We start from the raw sequence: 25601 nt of genomic DNA, 5'->3' as shown, positions 1-25601 counted from the left end.
CAAAGGGCGAAAACAATCAGGGTCCATCACTTTTCGGACGGCACACCATATAAAAGCGTAAGTCATGGGATCCGGAGCACCCCGATCACCGGCCGCCCCGAGCGGTGACCCGGCCACCGCGCCCGGTAGGGTCAAGGCGCACAAAGGCGCACACCGGCCGGAACAGGCATGAACAACGGGAGGCTTCCGGGTGGACGTCCAGGATCCGGACACGCAGACCAGCAGGGTCTTCACCATCCCGAACATCCTGAGCATGGCCAGGCTGCTGGGCGTGCCCGTGTTCCTGTGGCTGGTGCTGTCCCCGGTCTTCGACGGCCCCAACCGGGACGGCTGGGCCCTGCTGGTGCTCGTCCTCAGCGGAGTGAGCGACTACCTCGACGGCAAGCTCGCCCGCCGCTGGAACCAGGTCTCCGACCTGGGCCGCATCCTGGACCCCGCGGCCGACCGGCTCTACATCCTGTCCACCCTCGTCGGGCTCACCTGGCGCGAGATCCTCCCGTGGTGGGTCACGGCGCTGCTGCTGGCCCGCGAGGCCATGATGGCCGTCACCGTCTTCGTCCTGGACCGCCGCGGCTACGCCCCGCTCCAGGTCAACTACGTGGGCAAGGCCGCCACCTTCAATCTGATGTACGGCTTCCCGCTGCTGCTCCTCAGCGACGGTGACGGCGTCCTCGCCTCCCTCGCCGCCATTTTCGGATGGGCGTTCGTCGGCTGGGGTACAGCGCTCTACTGGTGGGCAGGAGTCCTGTACGTGGTCCAGGTCCGCCGAATCCTCAAGGCGGATGCCACGGCCGACTGAGCCCGCCCTGGCAGTGTCGCAGGGGCCTGGCGCCCGCACGTGCCGCAGTTTTCCGGGGAGCCACCCCGGGCCCGGGCCCCTCCAGACGGGTGCGGTCGGCATGACTGCCGTCTCCCCAAGGAGGACACTTCCGATATGAAGGCCGTCGTAATGGCTGGTGGCGAAGGCACCCGGCTTCGCCCCATGACCGCGAGCATGCCCAAGCCACTGCTGCCCGTGGCGAACCGTCCGATCATGGAACACGTGCTCCGGCTGCTGAAGCGGCACGGTCTGACCGAGACCGTGGTCACCGTGCAATTTCTCGCTTCTCTGGTGAAGAACTACTTCGGCGACGGTGAGGAACTGGGGATGGACCTCACCTACGCCAACGAGGAGAAGCCCCTGGGTACGGCCGGAAGTGTGAAGAACGCCGAGGAAGCCCTGAAGGACGACTCCTTCCTGGTGATCTCCGGCGACGCCCTCACCGACTTCGACCTCACCGACCTCATCGCGTTCCACCGCGAACGCGGCGCCCTGGTCACCGTCTGTCTCACGCGGGTGCCCAACCCGCTGGAGTTCGGCATCACGATCCTCAAGGAGGACGGCCGGGTCGAACGCTTCCTGGAGAAGCCCACCTGGGGCCAGGTGTTCTCGGACACCGTGAACACCGGCATCTACGTGATGGAGCCCGAGGTCTTCGACTACGTCGAACCGGACGTGCCCGTCGACTGGTCAGGCGACGTCTTCCCCCGGCTGATGAAGGAGGGCCGGCCCATCTACGGCTATGTCGCCGAGGGCTACTGGGAGGACGTGGGCACCCACGAGAGCTACGTCAAGGCCCAGGCCGACGTCCTGGAGGGCAAGGTCGACGTCGACATCGACGGCTTCGAGATCTCCCCCGGGGTCTGGGTCGCCGAGGGCGCCGAGGTGCACCCCGACGCCAAACTGCGCGGCCCGCTCTACATCGGCGACTACGCCAAGATCGAGGCCGGCGCCGAGGTGCGCGAGCACACCGTCATCGGCTCGAACGTCGTCGTCAAGGCCGACGCCTTCCTGCACAAGGCCGTGGTCCACGACAACGTCTATCTCGGCCCGCAGACCAATCTGCGCGGCTGCGTCATCGGCAAGAACACCGACATCATGCGCGCCGCCCGGATCGAGGACGGCGCCGTCATCGGCGACGAGTGTCTGGTCGGCGAGGAATCCATCGTCCAGGGCAACGTCCGCGTCTACCCGTTCAAGACGATCGAGGCGGGCGCGTTCGTCAACACCTCGGTCATCTGGGAATCCCGCGGCCAGGCCCACCTCTTCGGCGCCCGCGGCGTCTCCGGCATTCTCAACGTGGAGATCACCCCGGAGCTCGCCGTCCGGCTCGCCAGCGCCTACGCCACCACCCTCAAGAAGGGCTCCACCGTCACCACGGCGCGCGACCACTCCCGGGGCGCCCGCGCCCTCAAACGCGCCGTCATCTCCGCCCTCCAGGCCAGCGCCATCGACGTCCGCGACCTGGAGAACGTCCCACTGCCCGTCGCCCGCCAGCAGACCGCCCGCGGGAGCGCGGGCGGGGTCATGATCCGTACCACCCCGGGCGTGCCCGACTCCGTCGACATCATGTTCTTCGACGAACGCGGAGCCGACCTCTCCCAGGCGGGACAGCGCAAGCTCGACCGCGTGTACGCCCGCCAGGAGTACCGCCGCGCCTTCCCCGGGGAGATCGGCGACCTGCGCTTCCCCGCCAGCGTCTTCGACGCCTACACCGGCGCCGTCATCCGGGCCGTCGACACCACCGGCGTCCCCGAGTCCGGGCTCAAGATCGTCGTCGACGCGGCCAACGGCAGCGCCGGGCTCGTGCTGCCCAGCCTGCTCGGCCGGCTCGGCGTCGACTCGCTGGTCATCAACCCCGGCCAGGACGAGGCCCGTCCCACCGAGACCGCCGAGACCCGCCGGGCCGGCCTCGTACGCCTGGGGGAGATGGTCTCCTCCTCCCGCGCCGCCTTCGGCGTCCGCTTCGACCCGGTCGGTGAACGGCTCGCCCTGGTCGACGAACGCGGCCGCATCATCGAGGACCAGCGCGCCCTGCTGGTGATGCTCGACCTGGTGGCCGCCGAACGCCGCAGCGGCCGGGTCGCGCTGCCCGTCACCACCACCCGCATCGCCGAACAGGTCGCCGCCTACCACGGCACCCAGGTGGAGTGGACCACCACCTCGCCCGACGACCTCACCCGCGCCGCCGGCAAGGACGCCGTCTTCGGCGGGGACGGCCAGGGCGGTTTCATCGTCCCCGAGTTCTCCAGCGTCTTCGACGCCACCGCCGCCTTCGCCCGGCTCACCGGTCTGGTGGCCCGCACCCAGCTCTCCCTCAGCCAGATCGACGCCCGCATCCCCCGGGCGCACGTCCTGCGCCGCTCCGTCGCCACCCCCTGGGCCGTCAAGGGCCTGGTCATGCGGCGCGTCGTGGAGGCGGCAGGCGACCGCTCCATCGACACCACCGACGGGGTACGGGTGGTGGAGGCCGACGGCCGCTGGGTGCTGGTGCTGCCCGACCCGGCCGAGGCCCTCACCCACCTGTGGGCCGAGGGTCCCGACGACGCCACCGCGCAGGAACTCCTGGAGCACTGGTCGGCGGTGGTCGAGGGCGCCGACCACTGACCGACCCGGCTGAACCCACCGGCCACCGGCACCGCCCGGCGGCCGGACCGCACGCCTCCCCAGGGGCCCGTTTCGAACTCCCCCGGGGTGGCGTGCGACCATGTGCGCCATGTCATCGCAGCCCAACGGGCCACGCCCGCCGGCGCGCCCCGACGCCTCCATGTCGCTGCTGACCACCGTCATGAACCACACCCTCGACGAGGGGTACGCCCAGGCGGCGGCACGCAGGCACAGCGAGGGCCGGTCCGGGCTGCCGCGCACCCTGCGCGCCAAGCTCTGGCTGGCCACCGGGCTCGTCCTGGCCGGCCTGGTGGTCACCCTGGGCGCCGCCCAGGCCCGGGAGGCGGCACCCACCGTCGCCCGGGAGCGCCAGGAACTCCTGGAGCGGGTCGAGTCCGGCACCGAGGCGATGGACGCGCTCCAGCAGGAGGTGGACGCCCTGCGCACCGAGGTCGCCGCCCGACAGCGCGACCTGCTCAGCGACAGCGGCGGGGACCCCGGTGAGCTGACCGCGCTGCTCGCCGGCGCCGGCGCCGTCCAGGGGCCCGGGCTCGAACTCGTCATCAACGACGCCAAGGGCATCGCCGAGGGCGGCGGGGACGCCAGGGAGGGCTCCGGTTTCGATACCGGCCGGGTCCGTGACCGCGACCTCCAGCGGGTGGTCAACGGACTGTGGACCTCGGGCGCCGAGGCCATCGCCGTCAACGGACAGCGGCTCACCGCCCTGTCGGCCATCCGCGCGGCGGGCGACGCCATCCTCGTCGACAACCGTCCGCTGGTCCCCCCGTACACCGTCCAGGCCATCGGTGACCCGCAGGACCTGCGCACCCGCTTCGATTCCACGGTGGACGGCCAGTACCTCAACGTGTTGCGCGACAACTACGGCATCCGGGCCGCCACCTCCGACCAGCAAGAGATCCGCATACCCGCCGCCACCAGCCTCACGGTCCGGACGGCGCGACCCGCGGACACGGGAGAAGGAAACACACAGTGATCGCCGTACTGGGGCTCGTGCTGGGCGTCGTGGCCGGAATCCTCACCCGGCCCGTGGTGCCCATGGGACTTGAGCCATATCTGCCGATCGCCGTCGTCGCGGCGCTCGACGCGGTCTTCGGCGGGCTGCGCGCCATGCTGGACGGGATGTTCGACGACAAGGTCTTCGTCGTCTCCTTCCTGTCCAACGTCGTGGTGGCCGCGCTGATCGTCTTCCTCGGCGACAAGCTCGGCGTGGGGGCCCAGCTGTCCACCGGCGTGGTCGTGGTTCTGGGCATCCGGATCTTCTCCAACGCCGCGTCCATCCGCCGACACCTCTTCCGGGCGTGAGTGCCATGAGCGACCCCGAGCAGGACCGCGACCGCCGGCCGGCGCCGGAGTCCGGGGACGCGCGGCAGGGAGCGCCCGAGGCGCCGCGCGCGCCGGCACCGGACGCGGAGCGCGAGGCCGCCCCGCCCGCCCCGCCCGCGCGCCCGACCGGCCGGGACGTGCTGTGGGCCGGCCTGTGGCCGCCCCGCGTCACCCGCAGCCAGCTGATCGTGGCCGCGCTGCTGTTCGTGCTGGGCCTCGGCCTGGCCATCCAGGTACGGGCCGCCAGCGCCGAGGACAGCGCGCTGCGCGGCGCCCGCCCCGAGGACCTGGTGCGCATCCTCAGCGATCTGGAGGACCGCAGCGGCCGTCTGGAGGACGAGCGCAACGCCCTGGAGGAGCAGCGCACCGACCTGGAGACCAGCTCCGACCAGGCCGAGGAGGCCCGCCGGCAGACCGCCGAGCGCGAGCGGCAGCTGGGCATCCTGGCCGGTACGGTGGCCGCCGAGGGCCCCGGCATCGAGCTGCGGGTCACCGACCCGGCCGGCGGGGTGCGCGCCGACATGCTGCTGGACGCCGTGCAGGAGCTGCGGGCGGCCGGCGCCGAGGCGATCCAGATCAACGACGTACGGGTGGTGGCCGGTACCTTCTTCACGGACGAGAACGGCCAGGTGCGCATCGACGGCCGGGCGGTGAACGCCCCGTACGTGATCGACGCCATCGGACGGCCGCAGGACCTGGAACCGGCGCTGAACATCCCCGGGGGCGTCGTGCAGTCCCTGGAGAAGGAGCAGGCCGGGGTCACGGTGGAGCGGCCGGACACCGTCCTCGTGGACGCCTTGCGATCGGCGGACCGGCCTGACTACGCTCAGTCGTCGTCGTGACGGGGAGCCATCGCCGGGGGCTGCCCGATGTGGTGGCTCTCGGTAAGGGAAACTGAATACGGGCCGCGTACGTTGGCAGAGTGTCCGGCGCGGCGGATGAGAGACAATGGACCGCCCGTCCACCGACGGGTCGGGGCTAGGTGCGAGGGGATCGCTGGTGAGTTTTTTCGCTAGGTTGTTCGGCAGGCGTCAGGGTGGCTCGCACAGTGCCGCACGGCCTCATGCCCGCCGTGGCGAGCAGCCTGCGGGGGCGCCCGCGACGGAGGCGGGGCGCCCGCTGTTCCGTGACGAGGTGGACGGCCAGGCCGGCGGCATAGGCTCCCAGGCTCCTGCGGCGCAGGCCGGCGGCACGCCCTGCGGGCGCTGCGGCTCGCGCAACGCCCCGTCGAGCCGCTACTGCTCGCAGTGCGGCAACCCGCTGCGGCCGGGCGTGGAGGGCTCCTCGGAGACGACCTCCACCATCTCGATCTCCGGTCTGGAGGCGTACGACTCCGAGATCACCGGTCAGCACGCGGTGATGCCCGCGCTCTCCCCGGAGGCCCAGGCCGCCGTGGACGCGCTGCCGCCGGGCTCCGCCCTGCTGGTGGTGCGGCGCGGGCCGAACTCCGGCAGCCGCTTCCTGCTGGACGGTGACCTCACCACCGCGGGCCGCCACCCGCAGAGCGACATCTTCCTGGACGACGTGACGGTCTCCCGCCGCCATGTGGAGTTCCGCCGCCGTCCGGAAGGCGGTTTCTCGTGTTTCGACGTGGGCAGCCTCAATGGCACCTATGTCAACCGGGAGCCCATCGACTCGGCGGTGCTCGCGCACGGTGACGAGGTGCAGATCGGTAAATACCGGCTGGTCTTCTTCACCGGCCAGTACGGTGGGTGACGGCTCACGGAGAGCGTACGGCGCCGCGCGGCGGTTCTCGACTATCCAAATGCCCCGGTCACGACCTAGGGTTGATGTGTGAACCAGCTCGACGTCGTGGGTGTCAGGGTCGAATTGCCCAACAACCAGCCCATCGTGCTCCTCCGTGAAGTGGACGGCGATCGCTACCTCCCCATCTGGATCGGCCCCGGGGAGGCCACCGCGATCGCCTTCGCCCAGCAGGGGCTGGCCCCTGCCCGGCCGCTGACGCACGACCTGCTGAAGAACGTGCTCGAGGCGATCGGGCAGGAACTCACCGCCGTGCGGATCACCGATCTGCGCGACGGTGTCTTCTACGCCGAGCTCGTGTTCGCCAGCGGTGTCGAGGTCAGCGCCCGGCCCTCCGACGCCATAGCGCTCGCGCTGCGTGTGGGTACCCCCATCTACAGCAGTGACGGGGTGCTGGACGACGCGGGGATCATCATCCCCGACGAGCAGGAGGACGAGGTGGAACGGTTCCGGGAGTTCCTGGACCAGATCTCTCCCGAGGACTTCGGCTCCAGCAATCAGTAGCCGGTGTGGCGATCGTTGACGCGCTGAGTGTGCATGCTTAGCGTCTGTGGGGCATGTCTTGGGAGGAGCGCTGTGCGCGTGCTCATCGTCACACGCGGTGAGTGGCGAGGGCACGGTCGGGGCGTGCGGAACGGAGGCCGGCGTGACAGGTAACGGCGAGGGTACGGCGGTGGGCGGGATCTCCTCGCTGCCGGGCGTGCCGCCGCGGCAACCCCTGCGGGCGCCGGCCACCCCCCAGGGGCAGGGCACGGGGCGCGAGCGCCTGGGCTACCGGGGCCCCAGTGCCTGCGCCGCCGCCGGGATCACCTACCGCCAGCTCGACTACTGGGCCCGCACCCAGCTGGTGCAGCCCAGCATCCGCCCGGCGCACGGTTCGGGCACCCAGCGGCTGTACAGCTTCCAGGACATCCTGGTGCTCAAGATCGTCAAGCGGCTGCTGGACGCCGGGGTCTCCCTGCAGAGCATCCGTACGGCGGTGCGCGCCCTGCGCTCCGCCGATCTGGCGGAGCTGGCCGGGCTGACCCTGATGAGCGACGGGGCCACCGTCTACCGCTGCGAATCCCCCGAGGAGCTGGCCGAGCTGCTGCGCGGCGGCCGGGGCGTCTTCGGGATCGCGGTCGGCGCGGTGTGGGGCGATGTGGAGGCGGCCCTCGCCCGGCTCCAGGCCGAGCGGGTGGACACCGGGGAAGCCGTCGGCGGCGCCGGCCACCCCTCCGACGAACTGGCCAGACGCCGACAGCGCGGAGCCCGCTGATCCCGCCGTTCCCCGGGATTGTCAGACCCGTGGGGCACCATCGGGAGGGTGAGAGGCCAGCCGACGATCCTGCACCTCGACATGGACGCCTTCTACGCCTCGGTGGAGCAGGCGGCCAAGCCGTCGCTGCGGGGCAAGCCGGTGATCGTCGGCGGGCTCGGTCCGCGCGGCGTGGTGGCCACCGCCTCCTACGAGGCCAGGCGGTTCGGGGTGCACTCGGCCATGCCGATGGGCCAGGCCAGACGGCGCTGCCCGAACGCCGCCTATCTGTACCCGCGCTTCGACGTCTACCGCTCGGTCAGCGAGATCGTGATGGGACTGCTGCGGGAACTGTCCCCGCTGGTGGAGCCGCTGAGCCTGGACGAGGCGTTCGTCGATCTGCTGGCGGGCGGCACGGCGCACACCGCCGCCGAGGCCGAGGCGGTGGGGCACGCACTGCGCGCCCGGATCCGGGCGGCGACCACGGTGAGCGGCTCGGTGGGCCTGGCCGGTTCCAAGATGCTCGCCAAGATCGCCTCGGAGCGGGCCAAGCCGGACGGGCTGGAGCTGATCGTGCCCGGCGCCGAGCGGGACCTGCTGGCCCCGCTGCCGGTCCGTACCCTGCCCGGGGTCGGCCCGGCCACCGACGGGGTCCTGCGCCGGGCCGGGATCAGCACCGTGGGCGACGTGGTGCGGGCCGGTGAGACGGAGCTGCTGCGCCTGCTGGGCACCGCGCACGGCGGCGGGGTGCACGCGATGGCCCTGGGGATCGACGACCGCCCGGTGGTCGCCGAGCGCGACGCCAAATCGGTCTCGGTGGAGGACACCTTCGACGTGGACCTCACCGACCGGGCCCGGGTGCGCCACGAGGTGGACCGGCTGGCCGAGCGGTGCGTACGGCGGCTGCGCGAGCACGGCCGCTCCGGGCGCACCGTGGTGCTGAAGGTGCGCAGCCACGACTTCTCCACCCTGACCCGCTCGGACACGCTGCGCGGGCCCACCGACGACCCGGTGGTGGTGCGGGAGCTGGCCGCGCGGCTGCTGGAGGGGGTGGACACCACCAACGGCGTCCGGCTGCTGGGGGTGGGCGTCACCGGACTGGCGGATTTCACCCAGGAGGATCTGTTCGCCCAGGCGGGCGCCACGGTCGAGGGCGAGGAGGACGGCGCCGACAGCGCGCCCGAGCGGGCGGCGGGGCCCGCCGGACCCGCCCCGGAGGCCGAGCCGGCCCCCGACCGCCGGTGGCTTCCCGGCCTGGACGTGGAGCACACCGGGCACGGCCCCGGCTGGGTGCAGGGCAGCGGCGTCGGGCGGGTCACCGTGCGGTTCGAGACGCCGTGGTCCGCGCCGGGCCGGGTGCGTACCTTCGCGGTGGACGATCCCGGGCTGAGCCGCTCCGGCCCACTGCCGCTGACCGGGGGCCCTCAGCGCTCCTCGTCCGGCGGCGAGGCCAGCCGGCCGAAGTCCTGATCGGGCGGTGTGGCCTCGTCCTCGGGCGCGGCCATCGGCACATCGAGACCGTAGTGGTGGTACAGCTGCAACTCCTGCTCGGGGGAGAGATGCCGCCCCACCCCGAAGTCCGGCGCGTCCTTGATCAGGGCCCGGTCGAAGGGCACCCGCAGGGACTCCTCGACCAGCTCGCTGGGCTCCAGGGGCACGAACGCGTCCCGGCTGAAGAGTCCGGTGCGCACAGCCGCCCATTCGGGTGCACCGGTCGCGTCATCCAGATAGACCTCGTCCACCGTGCCGATCTTTGCTCCGTTCCGGTCGAACGCCTTGCGCCCGATCAGGCTGCGGGGATCGATATCGGTCTGCACGGTTCCTCCCACGGTTCATCACTGCCGGGCCGCACGCCCCTTCGCCTTCACGTAACGGCACATACCCGGAGTCGGCCAGTCGAGTCCACCGGCACCGGGAGCGGGGCTCCCTCTCCATGTTCGCAGCCCGAAGGCCGCTGGTAGGCTCGAAAACGGTTGACGACCTCGTGCGGGAGAGTCCACCGGCCCTGTGCCGGCGGCGCCGAAGGAGCAAATCCTCCCCGGAATCTCTCAGGCCCCCGTACCGCACGGGCGAAACCACTCTGGAAAGCAGGGTGGCGGCCGGACATCCGTCCCGGCCCCGCCCTCACCGACGGTGAAAGCCGTGCCATCGCCCGACGGGGCGGCGGCGCGGTGAAGCTCTCAGGTCGACATGACAGAGGGGGAGGCCGCAGCAGGCACCGCCCGGTGGTTGCGGGTCCCAGCGACCAGGAGGCCCCCAGATGTCCGAACGCCCACTCCCGCTCAGCGCACTGGAGCACGGCTCGCCGTTCGCGGCCCGCCACATCGGCCCCGACGCGGCCGACCGGGCGAAGATGCTCGCGCAGGTCGGCTTCGGCTCCCTCGACGAGCTGACCTCGGCCGCCGTGCCCACCTCCATCGCCGGTTCCGGCCCGCTGCGGCTGCCGCAGGCCCGTTCGGAGGCCGCCGTGCTGGCCGAACTGCGCGCGCTGGCCGACCGCAACCAGGTCCTGACACCCATGATCGGCCTGGGCTACTACGGCACGTTCACCCCGCCGGTCATCCTGCGCAACGTCATGGAGAACCCCGCCTGGTACACGGCGTACACGCCCTACCAGCCGGAGATCTCCCAGGGCCGCCTGGAGGCCCTGCTGAACTTCCAGACCGTGGTCTCCGAGCTCACCGGGCTGCCCACCGCCGGCGCCTCGCTGCTGGACGAGGGCACCGCCGCCGCCGAGGCCATGGCGCTGTCGCGGCGGGTGGGCAAGGTCAAGCAGGGCGTCTTCCTGGTCGACGCCGACACCCTGCCGCAGACCGTCGCCGTGCTGCGCACCCGCGCCGAGCCCACCGGGGTCGAGGTGGTGGTCACCGACCTGACCGACGGCATCCCGCAGGAGGCCGCCGAGCGCGGGATCTTCGGCGTCCTGCTCCAGTACCCGGGGACCGGCGGCGCGGTGCGCGACCCGCGCCCGGTCATCGAGCGCGCCCACGAACTGGGGGCGGTCGTCACCGTCGCCGCGGATCTGCTCGCCCTCACCCTGCTCGCCTCGCCGGGCGAGCTGGGCGCGGACATCGCGGTGGGCACCAGCCAGCGGTTCGGCGTGCCGATGGGCTTCGGCGGCCCGCACGCCGGCTACATGGCGGTCCGCGAGGCGTACGCCCGCAGCCTGCCGGGACGCCTGGTGGGCGTCTCCCGGGACGCGGACGGCAAGCGCGCCTACCGGCTGGCGCTGCAGACCCGCGAGCAGCACATCCGCCGGGAGAAGGCCACCAGCAACATCTGTACGGCGCAGGTGCTCCTGGCCGTGATGGCCGGCATGTACGCCGTGTACCACGGCCCGCAGGGGCTGGCGGACATCGCGCGCCGCACCCACCGCTACGCCGCGCTGCTGGCCGCCGGGCTGCGCGCGGGCGGCGTCGAGGTGGTGCACGGGGCGTTCTTCGACACCGTCACCGCCCGGGTGCCGGGCCGCGCGGAGCAGGTCGTGGCCGCCGCCCGCGAGGCCGGCGTCAATCTGCGCCAGGACGGGCCCGACCTGGTCGGCATCGCCTGCGACGAGACCACCACCCGCGCCGAACTGTCCACCGTGTGGACCGCCTTCGGCGTGGACGCCGCGCATACCGACATCGACGCCCTGGACGCCGCGACGCCGGACGCGCTGCCCGGCGCGCTGCTGCGGACCGACGAGTACCTCACCCACCCGGTGTTCCACCAGCACCGTTCCGAGACCGCGATGCTGCGCTATCTGCGGCGCCTGGCCGACCGGGACTACGCGCTGGACCGCGGCATGATCCCGCTGGGCTCGTGCACCATGAAGCTCAACGCCACCGTCGAGATGGAGCCGGTCACCTGGCCGCAGTTCGCCGCGCTGCACCCGTTCGCGCCGATCGAGCAGGCCGAGGGCTACCGCACCCTGATCCGCGAACTGGAGGACGGGCTCGCCGAGATCACCGGCTACGACAAGGTCTCGCTGCAGCCCAACGCCGGTTCGCAGGGTGAGCTGGCCGGGCTGCTCGCGGTGCGCGCCTACCACCGGGCGAACGGTGACCCGCGGCGCACCGTGTGCCTGATCCCCTCCTCGGCGCACGGCACCAACGCCGCCAGCGCCGTGATGGCCGGGATGAAGGTGGTCGTGGTGGCCACCGGCGAGAACGGCGATGTGAACGTCGAGGATCTGCGCGCCAAGATCGAGCGGCACCGGGACGAGCTGGCGGTCCTGATGGTCACCTACCCCTCCACGCACGGGGTGTTCGAGGAGGGCATCCAGGAGATCTGCGCGGCGGTGCACGACGCGGGCGGCCAGGTGTACGTGGACGGCGCCAACCTCAACGCGCTGGTGGGGCTGGCCCGTCCGGGACGGTTCGGGGCGGACGTCTCGCACCTGAACCTGCACAAGACCTTCTGCATCCCGCACGGCGGCGGTGGCCCCGGGGTCGGCCCGGTGGCGGTGCGCGAGCACCTCGCCCCGTACCTGCCAGGGCATCCGCTCCAGCCCACCGCAGGGCCCGAGAACGGCCCGGTGGGCCCGGTCTCCGCGGCGCCGTGGGGATCGGCCGGCATTCTGCCGATCTCCTGGGCCTATCTGCGGCTCATGGGCCCGGAGGGGCTGCGCGAGGCGACCCAGACGGCGGTCCTGGGCGCCAACTACATCGCCAAGCGCCTGGAGCCGCACTACCCGGTGCTCTACACCGGGCCGGGCGGGCTGGTGGCGCACGAGTGCATCATCGACGTCCGGCCGCTCACCAAGGCCACCGGTGTCAGCATCGACGATGTGGCCAAGCGGCTGATCGACTACGGGTTCCACGCGCCGACGATGTCCTTCCCCGTCGCCGGGACGCTCATGATCGAGCCGACCGAGAGCGAAAATCTGGCCGAACTCGACCGATTCTGCGATGCGATGATCGCGATTCGGGCGGAGATTGACCGAGTCGGTGCGGGGGAGTGGCCCAAGGACGACAACCCGCTGGCCGGCGCCCCGCACACCGCGGTGCAGCTCACCGAGGAGTGGACGCACCCGTACAGCCGTCAGGACGCCGTCTTCCCGGGCGACGCGGGCCGCGAGGACAAGTACTGGCCGCCGGTACGCCGCATCGACGGCGCGTTCGGCGACCGCAACCTGGTGTGCTCCTGCCCCCCGGTGGACTCCTACGAGGACTGAGAACTGACGGAACCGGGCAACTGAGAACTCAGGACCGGGAACTCAGGAGTGAGGCCGACGCCGTCCGGGCCGGTTCCCCGCAGCGGGGAACCGGCCCGGACGCGTACCGCCTCCGTGGGGTGCGCCGCCGGTCAGCCGGTCGGCGCCGTGATCGTCAGGCGGCCGGCGAGCACCGGCAGCAACGTGTCCGCGCGCACCGGGACATCAGCGGCGATGCCCGGCGGCGCCGGAGCGAGCGGCACCAGGATGTCCTGCGGCAGCGGCGAGCCGGCACCCGGCTCGGCCGTGGGATCCGAGTGCAGCCACAGGGTGAGCATGTACAGCTCCGGAATCGACAGCAACCGGGGCTGATAGGTGCCGGGAAGCTCCTCGGCGCGCCGTACGGCCCGCTCCGTGGAGGCGATATAGGGGCCTTCCCCGAAATGCGAGAAAGCCCAGCCGTCCGGGGTCAGCATGGTTTCCGCGGCTCCGACGGCGCGGCCACCACTCTCCAGCAGAAAACGCCATCCGGTCAGCCGGGAACGGGCCGCTCCGGTGGGATCGGGGACCGGCGTCAACCGGTGCACGGGCAGGGGAAGCACGGGGCGCAGAGCCCCGCGATTCAGATAGATCGGGTGCGGGGAACGCACCGTCGTGGACTGGAGCGCGGCACTCAGGCTGCGCTCGGCGGCAGCAGGAGCGGGCGGGATGTTCAGGGGCATGTCGGGTCGCCTCTCGCTTCGGAGTAGGTCGCCTCTTCCAGGGGAGACATGGCGCTTCAGGATGTTATACGACGCGTGTTCTCGTTATGTTTCCACTAGCCCACCGAAAAAGTTTCGGCAAGAGGTAATCAGGCCGCCCTGTGCGCGAAGTATCCCTCTGGGATATGCCCATGTGTGGGCCGCGCCACGCGCGGTCCGGTGTTATCGGCCGATGGGGGTGGGCATGATCGGTGCACCGACGGACGAGGAGGTGTGCCGCATGGGTGTGAAGGTCGCGGCCGACCGGTTCGATCTTGCTGACCGGGAACTTTTCCGGGCCAGACTGCATGCGTGCGTGGAGAGCCTGCGCCGGCTGCTCGCGGAGCGGCGCTTCGACGGACCACGGGAGTCCATCGGCCTGGAGGTGGAACTCAGCCTCGCCGACCGCGACGGCGCCCCGCGCATGGTCAATGGCGAGGTACTGGCGAGAATGGCCACCCGGGATTTCCAGACCGAGCTCGGTCAGTTCACCCTCGAATTCAATATGACCCCGCGCGCCCTGGCGGGCCGGGTGTTCGACGACCTGGCCGAGGAACTGCGCATCGCCTTTGGTTATGCGGACACCGTGGCAGGGGAATTCGACGCCAACATCGTGATGATTGGAGTTCTGCCCACTGTCACAGGAGACGAGCTGGCTCCCACCAGCCTCTCCCAGGTCGACCGCTATATGATGCTGAACGACCAGATACTTGCGGCACGCGGCGAAAGCATCAAGGTCGAACTGGCCGGAGCCGAAACGCTGGAACGCTCCTTCGACTCCATCGCGCCGGAATCCATCTGCACCTCGGTGCAATTCCACCTCCAGGTCACCCCGGACCGGTTCGCCGACACCTGGAACGCCGCCCAGTGCGTCACCGCGGCACAGATAGCGGTGGGCGCCAATTCCCCGTTCGTCTTCGGTACCCAGCTGTGGCCGGAGACCCGGCCGCCGTTCTTCCTCCAGGCCACCGACAGCCGCCCCCCGGAGCTGGCCGCCCAGGGCGTACGCCCGCGCACATGGTTCGGCGAACGCTGGATCGACTCCGTCACCGATCTCTTCGAGGAGAACCTGCGTTACTTCCCCGCGCTCATCCCGCTGCGCGACGAGGAGGACCCGCTCGCCGTCCTGGCCGCGGGAGGCATCCCCCGGCTGTCCGAACTCGGCCTGCACAACGGCACCGTCTACCGCTGGAACCGTCCGGTGTACGCGGTGGCCGACGGCGTACCGCATCTGCGGGTGGAGAACCGGGTGCTGCCCACCGGCCCCACCGCCACCGACACCGTCGCCAACGCGGCCTTCTACTACGGACTGGTGCGCGCCCTGGCCGACCAGGAGCAGCCCGTGTGGCACCGGCTGCCGTTCGCCACCGCCGAGGAGAACTTCCACACCGCCTGCCGGGAGGGCATCGACGCCGAGCTGACCTGGCCCGACCCCGAGGGCGGCGGGCTGATCACCCGCCCGGCCGCGCGGCTCATCGAGGAGACCCTGCTGCCGCTGGCCGCCTCGGGCCTGGACGCGTACGGCATTCCGGCCGCCGACCGCGACCACTATCTGTCCGTCATCGCCGAACGATGCCGCCGCGGGATCACCGGGGCCGGCTGGCAGACTCGGGTCTACCACCAGGAGGTGGCGAACGGAGCCGACCGCCGTACGGCCCTGTCCCGGCTCGTGACCCGCTACTGCGAACTGGCGCGCACCGACGCGCCGGTGCACAGCTGGCCGACCGGGACCTGACCGCGCCGCGCGCCCGCGCCGCCCAGCCGCCCCCGCGGTGGCGGAGCGTCGGCGCGGCGAACGGAGTGAAGGTGCGGCTGTTGAACCCGGAGAGTCCGGCCCGGGCGGGTGGCGGGCGGGTGCCCGCGCTGCCCGGGGAGAACGACCGGCGGACGCTGAGCCGGGAACTGCTGCTGGTGCTGGCCCTGTCCCTGGGGGCCAGCGGCGTCGCCGCGGTGATCCGCTTCGTCGGGGCGCTCACCCGCCCCGGCGGACTCGCCGACCAGGCCGCCACCCTCAACGGCTCGCGCGCCCCCGGCCGCCCCTGGCTCGACCTGGTGTGGCAGGTGTTCGCGATCAGCACCGCCCTGGTACCGGTCCTGCTGGTGGCCCATCTGCTGCTGCGCGAACCCGGCCCCGGTGGCACCGGGATGCGGGTGATCGGCTTCGACCTGCGCCGGCCTCGCTTCGACCTGGCCTGGGGCGCGGTGGTCGCCGCCGGCATCGGCGGCAGCGGCATCCTGCTCTACCTCGGCGCGCACGCGGCCGGCGCCAACCTCACCGTGGTACCCGAGTCACTGCCCGAGGTGTGGTGGAAGTTCCCGGTGCTGATCGCCTCCGCGCTCCAGAACTCCATCGTGGAGGAGGTGATCGTGGTCGGCTATCTGCTGCGCCGCCTGGACCAACTGGGCTGGAGCGCGCCCGCCGCGCTGCTCACCTCCTCGCTGCTGCGCGGCTCGTACCACCTCTACCAGGGCATCGGCGGGTTCATCGGCAATGTCGCCATGGGCGTCATCTTCGTGTGGCTGTACCGCCGCTGGGGGCGGGTGATGCCGCTGGTGGTGGCGCACGCCCTGATCGACATCGTGGCCTTCATCGGGTACGCGCTGCTGGCCGGTCATGTCAGCTGGCTGCCCACCGCCTGACCCGGTCCCGCCAGCAGCTCGCCGTCGATGACGGTGACGGCCGTGCCCGTCAGCAGCGTGCGGTCGCCCGTCATCTCCATGCGCACGGTGCCGCCGCGTGCCGAGAGCTGGCGGCCGGTCAGCCGGGTACGGCCGGTGCGCCGCGCCCAGAACGGGCCGATCGCGGTGTGCGCGCTGCCGGTGACCGGGTCCTCGGGGATGCCGACCGCCGGGAAGAAACAGCGGGAGGCGACGTCGTAACCGGAGCCCGGGTCGTCGGCGGGGGCGGTCACGATGATCTGGCCGATCCGGCCGATGTCCGGGGTGAGGCCGGCCACCGTGCGCTCGTCCGCCAGCTCCACCAGGAGGTCGGCGATGCCGGGGCCGGGGGAGTGGACCGACAGCGGCCGCGCCCCCAGCGTCTCGGCGAGGCCCGGCGGGATGTCCTGCGGTGTCAGCGGGGCGGTGGGGAAGTCCAGCGTGATCGCCCCCTTCGCGTGCGGCCGGGTGGTGACGATGCCGGAGCGGGTGGCGAAGCGCAGCAGGCCCGGGGCGGCGCCGTCCCCGTACAGCACGTGGGCGGTGGCGAGGGTGGCGTGGCCGCAGAGATCCACCTCGGCGGTCGGGGTCAGCCAGCGCAGGGCGTAGTCGGCGTCGTCCCGGCCGGGGGTGGGCACCGCGAAGGCCGTCTCGGACAGATTGACCTCGGCGGCCACCGCGCGCAGCCAGTCCTCCCGCGGCCAGCTGTCGAGGAGGACCACCCCGGCCGGGTTGCCGGAGAAGGGCCGGTCGGTGAACGCGTCGACGATGCGGATTCTCATGGCCGGCACGCTAGGCGGCGCGGCGCGCGGGCGGCCATGGCCAATCAGGCGTCCGTGGACCGCTGTGCGGTCAGATAGGGCGGAAGGGCGACACCGGCGGCCAGGTCCGGGGCCGGCACCGGTGCGCCGGTCGTGACGGAGACCGGCAGCACGCCGCTCCAGTGGGGCAGTTCCCGGTCCTCGGGATCATCGTTCGGGCCGCCGGTGCGGAACTTGGCGGACACCTCGGTCAGCTCGATGGCCAGGACGGCGGTGGCGGCCGCCTCCTTGCCGTTGGCGGGGCGGCAGTCGGTGGAGCGGCCCGGGATCGCCTGATCGACGATGGCGTCCAGCGCGGCGGCCTTCTCGGCCGGATCGGTGACCTGCCGCGCGGTGCCGTGCACCACCACCGAGCGGTAGTTGACCGAGTGGTGGAAGGCCGAGCGCGCCAGCACCAGGGCGTCGACATGGGTGACGGTCACACACACTGGCAGCCCCTGCGGCGTGCCGCTCGCCGTGCGCAGCGGGTACGAACCGGTGGAGCCGTGGACGTACAGCCGCTCACCGACCCTCGCGTACAGGGTGGGCAGCACCACGGCGGCGCCGTCGCGGACGAAGCCGAGGTGGCACAGATAGCCGTCGTCGAGGATGCCGTGCACCCGCTCCCGGTCCCAGGAGGCACGTTGGGCGGCGCGGGTGGGGGTGGTGCGCGCGGTGCGCGGGTAGCTGGCGGTGGTGTGGTCGGCGGTCGGCACGCGTTTCTCCTTGCCCTCGGTATTGCATTAGTGCATAATCTCGTTTGTGCTAGGAGATTATCGCATTACGGGACGGGGTGCGGCCGATATCGCCGCGAGCGTGGAACGGGGCATCGGCTCCGGAGACCTCGCGCCCGGCCAACTCCTCCCGCCCCAGCGGGAACTGGCCGCAGCCCTCGGCGTCAACCCGAACACCGTCGCCGCCGCCTACCGCACGCTGCGCGAGCGCGGACTGATCGAGACCGCGGGCCGGCGCGGCAGCCGGGTGCGGCACCGCCCCGCCAGCACCTCACGCGACGACACCGTCCGCGTCCACGTACCACCCGGCGCCCGCGACATCTCCGACGGAAACCCCGACCCCGCCCTGCTGCCCCCGCTGGGCCCGGCACTGGCCGCCGCCGGCGAACGCTTCGCCACCGCCCCGCCGATGTACGGCGCGCCCCCGGTCAGCGAACGGCTGGCCGCCGCCGCCCGCGCCGAACTCGCCGCCGACGGCGTCCAGGACGCACCGCTCACCGTCGCCTCCGGCTCCCTGGACGCCATCGAACGCGTCCTCGCGGCCCATCTGCGTCCCGGCGACGCCGTCGCCGTCGAGGACCCGGGCTGGGGCAGCCTCCTGGACCTCGTCCCCGCACTCGGGCTGCGTGCCCTGCCCATGACGGTCGACGACGAGGGCCCGCTGCCCGGCGACGCCGAACGCGCCCTGGAGCGCGGCGCCCGCGCCCTGGTGGTCACCGCCCGCGCCCAGAACCCCACCGGGGCCGCCGTCACCGCACCACGCGCCGCCGCCCTGCGGGCCGTCCTCGCGGCACACCCGCAGACCCTGCTCATCGAGGACGACCACGGCCACCACATCGTCGATCTGCCGCTGCACACCCTGACCGGCGTCACCCGGCACTGGGCGTTCGTCCGCTCGGCCGCCAAGGCATACGGGCCCGACCTGCGGGTCGCGGTGCTGACCGGCGACGATCTGACGGTCGACCGGGTGGCGGGGCGGCACCGGCTCGGACCCGGCTGGGTCAGCCATCTCCTCCAGGAGACCGTTGCCGGGCTCTGGCACGGCGGGGCCGTCGATCCGGCCACCGTGGCCGCCTCCTACGGACGGCGGCGCGAGGCACTGCTGGCCGCCCTCGCCGAACGCGGCGTCCCCGCGCGAGGCCGCAGCGGCATGAACGTGTGGGTGCCCGCCCCGGAGGAGACCGGCGCCGTGGCCAGGCTGCTCACGGCCGGCTGGGCGGTCGGGCCGGGCGCCCGCTTCCGGCTGGCCTCACCCCCCGGCATCCGGCTCACCGTCTCCCGCCTGGTGCCGGCCGACATCGCACCCCTCGCGGACGCCGTGGCGGCGGCCCTCACCCCGGGCGCTGTGCGCCGGTACGACTAGGCCGTTTCCTGCGGATCATCGGATCGTTGGTTGATGTGTGTCGTTGACTGATGCCCAGTGGGCGAGGATCGAGCCGTTGCTGCCGGACCGGACACCTCGGCGGGGAGGGCGGTGGCGGGATCACCGCCCGGTGATCGACGCGATCGCCTTCAAATACCGCACCGGGACGCCGTGGATGGATCTGCCCGAGCGCTTCGGGTCGTGGAAGGGCGTCCACAACCGGCTGCGGTGCTGGGCCGCCGACGGCACCTGGGAGAAGGTCTTCACCGCCCTGCTCGCCCAGGCCGACGCCGAGGGCGACATGGACTGGGTCATCGCGGTCGACTCCACGATCGTCCGTGCTCACCAGCACGCCGCCGGGGCCCGCAAAAAGGGGCCCCGGCCGGCGAGCCGGACGACCATGCCCTCGGACGGTCCCGCGGCGGACTGACCACCAAGATCCATCTCGCCGCCGACAGCCGCTGTCGGCCCCTGGCCTTCGTCCTCACCCCGGGCCAGGCAGGGGACGCACCCGCGTTCGCCCAGGTCATGAACCAGTTACGGGTGCCCCGGCCGACCGGCCGGCCCCGGACAACACCGGAGATGGTCCTGGCCGACAAGGCTTACTCCTCACGCGCTATCCGGGCCCACCTCCGTCGGCGCGGAATCCGGGCAGTCATTCCCGTTCCCGCTGACCAGGCAACCAACCGCAAACGACGCGGCAGCCGGGGCGGCCGCCCGCCCGCGTTCGACCGAGAGGCATACAAGCAGCGCAACACCGTCGAACGCTGCATCAACAAACTCAAGCAATGGCGCGGCCTGGCCACCCGATACGACAAGACCGCCACCATCTACCAGGCCGCACTCCACATCGCCGCCATCCACACCTGGTCAGCACGATGATCCAAAAGAAACGGCCTAGGCAGTGTCTTTCGGTTCTTCGCGGGGCCGCGCCGCCGGCTACGGGAGGAGGCGTGCCTGATCCGCGCGGAAAGGGCCGGCGGGCGGTCGGGCGGTGGCGGCGCTATTCGGGAGGTGTTTCGAGCAGCCGACCGCGTAGGGTCTGCCGGATGACGCTTTCTCATGATGTGGCCGGAGACGGCCCTGTACTGGTGCTGCTGCATTCCGGGGTGTGTGACCGGCGGATGTGGGACGCCCAGTGGCCGGCCCTGATCGAGGCCGGTTATCGCCTGGTGCGCTGTGATCTTCGCGGCTTCGGTGAGACTCCGGCGCCGGACCGCCCCCACAGCGATTCCGAGGATGTGCTGGCCCTGCTGAACAGCCTGGGCCTCACGCGGGTGGCACTGGTGGGATCCTCGTACGGCGGGCAGGTCGCCCTGGAGGTGGCCGCGCGCTGGCCGGATCGGGTGAGCGCCCTGGGGTTGCTCTGTCCCGCCCTTCCCGATCATGAACCTTCTGCCGAGTTGCGTGCGCTCGGGGAGCGCGAGGAAGCTCTGCTCGATGCGGGGGACATCATCGGCGCGACGGAGTTGATGGTCGAAACCTGGCTCGGCCCGGACGCCGACGAGAGCGCCCGCGCGGCGGTACGCCGGATGCAGCGGCACGCTTTCGAGGCGCAGTCGGCCGCCGACGACGAGTTCGAGCCCGTCGAGACCGCTGTTGATCTGACAGCGATACACGCGCCCTGCCTCGTCCTGTCGGGCGCGCATGATCTGGCGGACTTCCGGGAGATCGCCACCCGGCTGCCGCACCTGCTCGCGAACGCCGACCACGTCGAACTGCCATGGGCAGGTCACCTTCCCAGCCTGGAGCGGCCATCGGCCGTTACCGATCTGCTGGTCGGCTTTCTCGGGGAGAGAGTCCCTGTCGGTTGAGCCGGCCCGCGGTTCCCGACCCCGGGAAAGCGATGTGACCGGCTAGCCGGCCGCCCGCTGCTCCGTGGCCGCCAGGTACTCCCGCAGGGTCCGACGGGACTGGAGGAGTGTGTCGATCTGCTCGTCCAGTCCGGCTATGCGCGCCCGGAGAAGGTCCACGGTTTCCGGGCAGGGCTTCAGATCGGGGTCACCGCCCGTGACGCACGGCTGGAGGTAGCCGATCTCCTGAGTCGACAGCCCGGCGCCGAGCAGTTTCCTGATCTGGGACACGGCCAGCACGGCGTCCTCGCCGTACTCACGGTAGCCGTTGCCGCCACGTCCGGGCACCAGCAGGCCCTGAGCCTCGTAATACCGCAGTTGGTGCGGATTGACCCCGGTCCGCCGGCTCAGCTCCCCGATCAGCACGCGCGTTCCCCCTTGACCTTCATACCGGTGTGAACGTTGACGATTGTGCCAGCGAACGGAGAAGGAGCACATGATGCACAACGGCACACCCGTCACGGTTCTGGGACTTGGACTGATGGGCGGCGCCCTCGCCGAGGCGTTCCTGCGTGCGGGACACCCGACGACCGTGTGGAACCGCACGCCGGCCAAGGCCGACGGCCTCGTGGTGCGGGGCGCGATACTCGCACCGTCCCCGGGGGCCGCTATCGCGGCATCCCCGCTCGTCGTGGTCTGCGTATCGGACTACGACGCCGTGGCGGACATCCTCGACGGACCGCTCGACGGTCGGGTCGTGGTGAACCTGACCTCGGGCACGCCCTCGCGCGCCAGAGAACTCGCCACGGAGGTGCTGCGCCGCGGCGGCGGTTACCTCGACGGCGGGGTCATGGCCGTCCCGGAGGCGGTCGGCACGGCCGACGCCGTGCTCGCCTACAGCGGGCCGCGACCGCTGTACGACGCCCACGCGTCCTCCCTCGGCAGTCTCGGCACGGGCCTCCACCTCGGAGACGACCCCGGCCTTTCGGCCACACACGAGATGGCCACGCTCGTCCTCATGTGGAGCATGCTCGACGGCTTCCTCAACGGCGTCGCGATCCTCGGCCCGGCCGGTGTGACCGCCACGGCGTACCTCCCCGTCGCGCAGACCGCGATCGACATGGTGGCAGGCTGGCTCCCGGGCTACGCGCGACAGGCCGACGACGGCGTCTACCCGGCCGACGACGGCACCCTGGACACCCACCTGACGGCCATGACGCAGGTGATTCAGGAGAGCGAGGTGCTCGACGTCAACTCCGAGCTTCCGAGGCTCATCAGGGCACTGGCGGAGCGAGCGGCGACCGCCGGCCACGGCGGCAGCGGATACGTGGCGCTGGTGGAACAGTTCCGCACACGGTGAGGAGCGCGCGGCGGACGGGCCCGGACTCAAGCGGCCCGGGGGCCGCCGGCTTGCTGCCGGTACCCCTAGGCCGTTTCCTGCGGATCATCGGATCGTTGGTTGATGTGTGTCGTTGACTGATGCCCAGTGGGCGAGGATCGAGCCGTTGCTGCCGGACCGGACACCTCGGCGGGGAGGGCGGTGGCGGGATCACCGCCCGGTGATCGACGCGATCGCCTTCAAATACCGCACCGGGACGCCGTGGATGGATCTGCCCGAGCGCTTCGGGTCGTGGAAGGGCGTCCACAACCGGCTGCGGTGCTGGGCCGCCGACGGCACCTGGGAGAAGGTCTTCACCGCCCTGCTCGCCCAGGCCGACGCCGAGGGCGACATGGACTGGGTCATCGCGGTCGACTCCACGATCGTCCGTGCTCACCAGCACGCCGCCGGGGCCCGCAAAAAGGGGCCCCGGCCGGCGAGCCGGACGACCATGCCCTCGGACGGTCCCGCGGCGGACTGACCACCAAGATCCATCTCGCCGCCGACAGCCGCTGTCGGCCCCTGGCCTTCGTCCTCACCCCGGGCCAGGCAGGGGACGCACCCGCGTTCGCCCAGGTCATGAACCAGTTACGGGTGCCCCGGCCGACCGGCCGGCCCCGGACAACACCGGAGATGGTCCTGGCCGACAAGGCTTACTCCTCACGCGCTATCCGGGCCCACCTCCGTCGGCGCGGAATCCGGGCAGTCATTCCCGTTCCCGCTGACCAGGCAACCAACCGCAAACGACGCGGCAGCCGGGGCGGCCGCCCGCCCGCGTTCGACCGAGAGGCATACAAGCAGCGCAACACCGTCGAACGCTGCATCAACAAACTCAAGCAATGGCGCGGCCTGGCCACCCGATACGACAAGACCGCCACCATCTACCAGGCCGCACTCCACATCGCCGCCATCCACACCTGGTCAGCACGATGATCCAAAAGAAACGGCCTAGCCCTCGGCCCACTTGAGCAGCAGCGCTTCGCGTTCCTCCGGTAGCGGGGTCGTGTCGTCCGGCTGCTCGCGGCGCCAGGCGAGGAGGTCACCGATCCGGGCTCCGTCGTCGGCGATCCGGTCCAGGACCGTACAGGAGAGCGCGAACTCCGCCGGTGAGTAGATCCCGCCGACGGCGGAGGCGTAGAAGCTCAGCTCCACGGTGCGGTCGGCGGTCTCCACCCGCAGCGTGCAGGGGGGCGGATCGTCGGCGTCGCCGGTCACCGCCGCGTACAGCGCCCCCAGCGTCAGGGCCACCCGGCGCCGTGCGACGGAGCGCACCTTCACGTCGCGGATCTCGACCCGCCGCACCTCCTTCCAGCTCCAGAACGGATCGGGGGCGTTCCCCAGGCCCTGGACGCCGTCCTCCGTCAGCCGCACCCCGGACGTCGGACCGATCGGCTCGGCCCCCAGATGGACCGATTCCTCGGTGATCCAGAACAGGCCGACCATGGCCACGGGTGCCTCCAGCAAGAGCGTGCGAGGGGCGGACGGCCCTGCGTCCGCCGGTGTGCGTGTCGGCAGATGGGACGACCGGGGCGGCCGCGCAGTTCCCCGCGCGGTTGCCCCGGGGCCGGGTCAGCGGCGCGGCTCCCAGCGGAAGAGCCGTGAGGCGAGCGCGACGGAGGCGACGACCCAGCCGAAGGTGGGCGCGAGCAGGATCAGCGAGTCCGTGACCGCGACCCCGCCGTTCCAGGAGTCGACCAGGAGCTCTGTGGCCGAGCCGCCCGGCAGCAGCCGCTTGAGCGTGGCGAGCTCCTCGGTGCCGCTGATGCCCACCCAGCTGGCGACGGCGATGACGCCGAGGCTGACGGGCAGCGTGGTCACCTGGGCGTGCTCGGGCGAGTTCGTCAGCCCGGCGGTGGCCAGCGCCAGGGCGAGCATCATCGCCACCACGCCGAGGACCCCCACCGCCAGCAGCGCGACGTTGGCCGGAGTGCCGCTCACCCCCGCCAGCGCGGCGAGGATCGCGACCACCTGGACCAGCGCGATGACGGTGGCCGGGAACACCAGGCCGGACAGGATGCTCGTGTCGCCCGCCGCGGTGGAGCGCAGCCGCTTGAGGAAGAGGTTCTGGCGTCGGGAGGCCAGGGTGGTGACCGTGGTGGTGTAGAGGCCGAAGGCCCCCACGGTGAACACCACCACCGCGGCGATGTAGCCGAGGCTGCCCAGCTCGGCGAAGACCTCGTGCTGGTAGATGAAGTAGGCGCTGACCGCCACGGGCATGATGAAACTGGTGACCAGGATCAGCCGGTTGCGGAAGATCTGGATCAGCTCGCTGAGCGCGATGGAGAGCATGGTGAAGGCGTCTTTCCGGGAAGGGTGCCGGGTGGAGGGCTGACGGTCAGTTGCTGCCGATGGCGCGGAAGACGTCATCCAGCCGCGTCGGTCCTGCCTGGAGGTCCCGCAGTTCCACCGCGTTGTCCTCGGCCCAGCCGAGCAGGGCGTGCAGGTCCTTCTGGAGCCCGAAGGTCTCGATGACGTATCCGCCCTCGCGCTCCCCGTCGGGCCTGGCGTGGAGCGGGAGCGCCGAGGCCTGCGCCGGGAGGGTGAAGCGGATGACCGCGGGCAGGGTCCGGGTCAGTTCGGCGACGGTCCCCTCCTGGTGGAAGGTGCCCTGGTGCATGAGGCCGATCCGGTCGGCCCGCTGCTGGGCCTCCTCCAGGTAGTGCGTGGTCAGCACGATGGTGGAGCCGTCCTCGCGCAGCTTGTCCACGGAGTCCCACAGATCGTCCCGGGACTGGATGTCCAGACCGGTGGTGGGCTCGTCCAGGAAGATCAGCTCGGGTGATCCGTAGATGGCGGTCGCGAAGTCCAGCCGGCGCTTCTCGCCCCCGGACAGCTGGGAGACCTTGGTGCCGGCCTTGTGCGTGAGGTCGACGATGCCGAGCACGCGTTCGGCCTTGTCGGTGCGGCGGGTGAGGTCCCCGATCAGCCGGACCGATTCGCGCACCGTCAGGTCCGGGGAGAAGCCGCTCTCCTGGAGCATGATGCCCATCCGGGGCCGCACCGTGCTCCGGTCGCGCGGGCTGTGGCCGAAGACCCGTACGGTCCCCGAGGTGGCGGTGCGGTGGCCCTCGATGATCTCCAGGGTGGAGGTTTTGCCGGCTCCGTTGGTGCCGAGCAGCGCGTAGAACTCTCCGCGCCCCACCTGGAAGGACAGGTCCTTCACGGCGTGGAAGTCGCCGTAGACGAGGTTCAGCCGGTCGACGTCGATGACGGGTGTGGTGGTCAT

General features: G+C 71.6%; 23 protein-coding genes, 2 pseudogenes and 1 riboswitch. Of the genes and pseudogenes, 17 read left to right on the top strand and 8 right to left on the bottom strand.

All coding sequences use genetic code 11. The features are described 5' to 3' along the window. Positions 1-190 precede the first annotated feature (190 nt). From clsA to ACTFAP_RS01440, 9 genes are all read left to right on the top strand, one after another. Positions 191-799 (top strand): cardiolipin synthase ClsA, encoded by a 609-nt coding sequence (clsA, locus tag ACTFAP_RS01480; protein WP_500468012.1) that lies wholly within the window; start codon positions 191-193, stop codon positions 797-799. A gap of 135 nt (positions 800-934) precedes the next feature. Beyond that, positions 935-3427, top strand: coding sequence for a mannose-1-phosphate guanyltransferase (locus ACTFAP_RS01475; protein ID WP_030726951.1), 2493 nt, complete (start codon positions 935-937; stop codon positions 3425-3427). Between the two features lie 100 nt (positions 3428-3527). Further along, positions 3528-4421, top strand: coding sequence for a DUF881 domain-containing protein (locus tag ACTFAP_RS01470; RefSeq protein ID WP_500468011.1), 894 nt, complete (start codon positions 3528-3530; stop codon positions 4419-4421). After that, positions 4418-4750, top strand: coding sequence for a small basic family protein (locus ACTFAP_RS01465; protein ID WP_019434707.1), 333 nt, complete (start codon positions 4418-4420; stop codon positions 4748-4750). The genes ACTFAP_RS01470 and ACTFAP_RS01465 overlap by 4 nt, the downstream gene beginning before the upstream one ends. A gap of 5 nt (positions 4751-4755) precedes the next feature. Beyond that, positions 4756-5613 carry a DUF881 domain-containing protein gene (locus ACTFAP_RS01460; protein WP_500468009.1) on the top strand — a complete coding sequence of 286 codons (858 nt, stop codon included), beginning with the start codon at positions 4756-4758 and terminating at the stop codon, positions 5611-5613. 292 nt (positions 5614-5905) lie between these two features. Continuing rightward, positions 5906-6487 (top strand): FHA domain-containing protein, encoded by a 582-nt coding sequence (locus tag ACTFAP_RS01455; protein WP_375879440.1) that lies wholly within the window; start codon positions 5906-5908, stop codon positions 6485-6487. A 78-nt stretch (positions 6488-6565) separates the two neighbouring features. Next, positions 6566-7039, top strand: coding sequence for a bifunctional nuclease family protein (locus ACTFAP_RS01450; protein WP_030726939.1), 474 nt, complete (start codon positions 6566-6568; stop codon positions 7037-7039). 142 nt (positions 7040-7181) lie between these two features. After that, positions 7182-7793 carry a MerR family transcriptional regulator gene (locus tag ACTFAP_RS01445; protein ID WP_386533488.1) on the top strand — a complete coding sequence of 204 codons (612 nt, stop codon included), beginning with the start codon at positions 7182-7184 and terminating at the stop codon, positions 7791-7793. A gap of 48 nt (positions 7794-7841) precedes the next feature. Beyond that, the gene (locus ACTFAP_RS01440) at positions 7842-9242 is read left to right on the top strand and encodes a DNA polymerase IV (protein WP_500468008.1); all 1401 of its coding nucleotides are present in this window, start codon (positions 7842-7844) and stop codon (positions 9240-9242) included. Here the strand turns inward: ACTFAP_RS01440 and ACTFAP_RS01435 are convergent. Further along, positions 9197-9601 carry a PRC-barrel domain-containing protein gene (locus ACTFAP_RS01435; RefSeq protein ID WP_390115256.1) on the bottom strand — a complete coding sequence of 135 codons (405 nt, stop codon included), beginning with the start codon at positions 9599-9601 and terminating at the stop codon, positions 9197-9199. The genes ACTFAP_RS01440 and ACTFAP_RS01435 overlap by 46 nt on opposite strands. A 148-nt stretch (positions 9602-9749) precedes the next feature. Further along, a riboswitch (glycine riboswitch) is annotated at positions 9750-9846 on the top strand. Between the two features lie 186 nt (positions 9847-10032). Here ACTFAP_RS01435 and gcvP point away from each other — a divergent pair. Further along, on the top strand, positions 10033-12930 hold the full coding sequence (gene gcvP / locus ACTFAP_RS01430; protein WP_495683188.1) for an aminomethyl-transferring glycine dehydrogenase: 2898 nt from the start codon (positions 10033-10035) through the stop codon (positions 12928-12930). A gap of 131 nt (positions 12931-13061) precedes the next feature. Here the strand turns inward: gcvP and ACTFAP_RS01425 are convergent, their stop codons facing one another. Then, the gene (locus ACTFAP_RS01425) at positions 13062-13631 is read right to left on the bottom strand and encodes a hypothetical protein (protein WP_390115260.1); all 570 of its coding nucleotides are present in this window, start codon (positions 13629-13631) and stop codon (positions 13062-13064) included. A gap of 259 nt (positions 13632-13890) precedes the next feature. Between ACTFAP_RS01425 and ACTFAP_RS01420 the strand changes: the two genes are divergently transcribed. After that, positions 13891-15384, top strand: coding sequence for a glutamate-cysteine ligase family protein (locus ACTFAP_RS01420; RefSeq protein ID WP_500469599.1), 1494 nt, complete (start codon positions 13891-13893; stop codon positions 15382-15384). 119 nt (positions 15385-15503) lie between these two features. Beyond that, the gene (locus ACTFAP_RS01415) at positions 15504-16289 is read left to right on the top strand and encodes a CPBP family intramembrane glutamic endopeptidase (RefSeq protein ID WP_386533514.1); all 786 of its coding nucleotides are present in this window, start codon (positions 15504-15506) and stop codon (positions 16287-16289) included. Here the strand turns inward: ACTFAP_RS01415 and ACTFAP_RS01410 are convergent. Beyond that, positions 16262-17089: a PhzF family phenazine biosynthesis isomerase gene (locus tag ACTFAP_RS01410; RefSeq protein WP_495683187.1), complete on the bottom strand. Its 828-nt coding sequence runs from the start codon at positions 17087-17089 to the stop codon at positions 16262-16264. The genes ACTFAP_RS01415 and ACTFAP_RS01410 overlap by 28 nt on opposite strands. Before the next feature lie 44 nt (positions 17090-17133). Then, positions 17134-17823 (bottom strand): pyridoxamine 5'-phosphate oxidase family protein, encoded by a 690-nt coding sequence (locus ACTFAP_RS01405; protein ID WP_495683186.1) that lies wholly within the window; start codon positions 17821-17823, stop codon positions 17134-17136. A gap of 46 nt (positions 17824-17869) precedes the next feature. On the opposite strand from ACTFAP_RS01405, the gene ACTFAP_RS01400 reads away from it, so the two are divergent. The 3 genes and pseudogenes from ACTFAP_RS01400 (at position 17870) to ACTFAP_RS01390 (ending at position 21018) form a co-directional block, all read left to right on the top strand. Beyond that, the gene (locus tag ACTFAP_RS01400) at positions 17870-19204 is read left to right on the top strand and encodes an aminotransferase class I/II-fold pyridoxal phosphate-dependent enzyme (RefSeq protein WP_500468006.1); all 1335 of its coding nucleotides are present in this window, start codon (positions 17870-17872) and stop codon (positions 19202-19204) included. 37 nt (positions 19205-19241) lie between these two features. Next, positions 19242-20086: pseudogene (locus ACTFAP_RS01395) on the top strand (IS5 family transposase). Positions 20087-20253: 167 nt separating this feature from the next. Further along, positions 20254-21018, top strand: a complete 765-nt coding sequence (locus tag ACTFAP_RS01390; protein WP_495683184.1) for an alpha/beta fold hydrolase — start codon at positions 20254-20256, stop codon at positions 21016-21018. Positions 21019-21060: 42 nt separating this feature from the next. Here ACTFAP_RS01390 and ACTFAP_RS01385 read toward each other — a convergent pair whose 3' ends face one another. Continuing rightward, a complete protein-coding gene (locus tag ACTFAP_RS01385) occupies positions 21061-21423 on the bottom strand; it encodes a MerR family transcriptional regulator (RefSeq protein WP_500468005.1) in 363 nt (120 codons plus the stop codon). Between the two features lie 70 nt (positions 21424-21493). Between ACTFAP_RS01385 and ACTFAP_RS01380 the strand changes: the two genes are divergently transcribed. Both ACTFAP_RS01380 and ACTFAP_RS01375 read left to right on the top strand, forming a co-directional pair. Then, a complete protein-coding gene (locus ACTFAP_RS01380; protein WP_500468004.1) occupies positions 21494-22357 on the top strand; it encodes an NAD(P)-dependent oxidoreductase in 864 nt (287 codons plus the stop codon). A 106-nt stretch (positions 22358-22463) separates the two neighbouring features. Next, positions 22464-23308, top strand: a pseudogene (locus ACTFAP_RS01375) (IS5 family transposase). Positions 23309-23323: 15 nt separating this feature from the next. Here the strand turns inward: ACTFAP_RS01375 and ACTFAP_RS01370 are convergent. The 3 genes from ACTFAP_RS01370 to ACTFAP_RS01360 all read right to left on the bottom strand — a co-directional run bounded on the left by ACTFAP_RS01370 (position 23324) and on the right by ACTFAP_RS01360 (position 25601). Next, complete coding sequence (locus ACTFAP_RS01370; RefSeq protein WP_495685044.1) at positions 23324-23818, bottom strand: hypothetical protein; 495 nt, start codon at positions 23816-23818, stop codon at positions 23324-23326. A gap of 126 nt (positions 23819-23944) precedes the next feature. After that, complete coding sequence (locus ACTFAP_RS01365; protein WP_390115268.1) at positions 23945-24664, bottom strand: ABC transporter permease; 720 nt, start codon at positions 24662-24664, stop codon at positions 23945-23947. Between the two features lie 46 nt (positions 24665-24710). Then, a complete protein-coding gene (locus ACTFAP_RS01360; RefSeq protein ID WP_495683181.1) occupies positions 24711-25601 on the bottom strand; it encodes an ATP-binding cassette domain-containing protein in 891 nt (296 codons plus the stop codon).

It is taken from the genome of Streptomyces sp. PH9007, from assembly GCF_059813725.1.
Note: the sequence above shows the minus strand (reverse complement) of the source record. Positions and strands in the feature narration are given on the sequence as shown.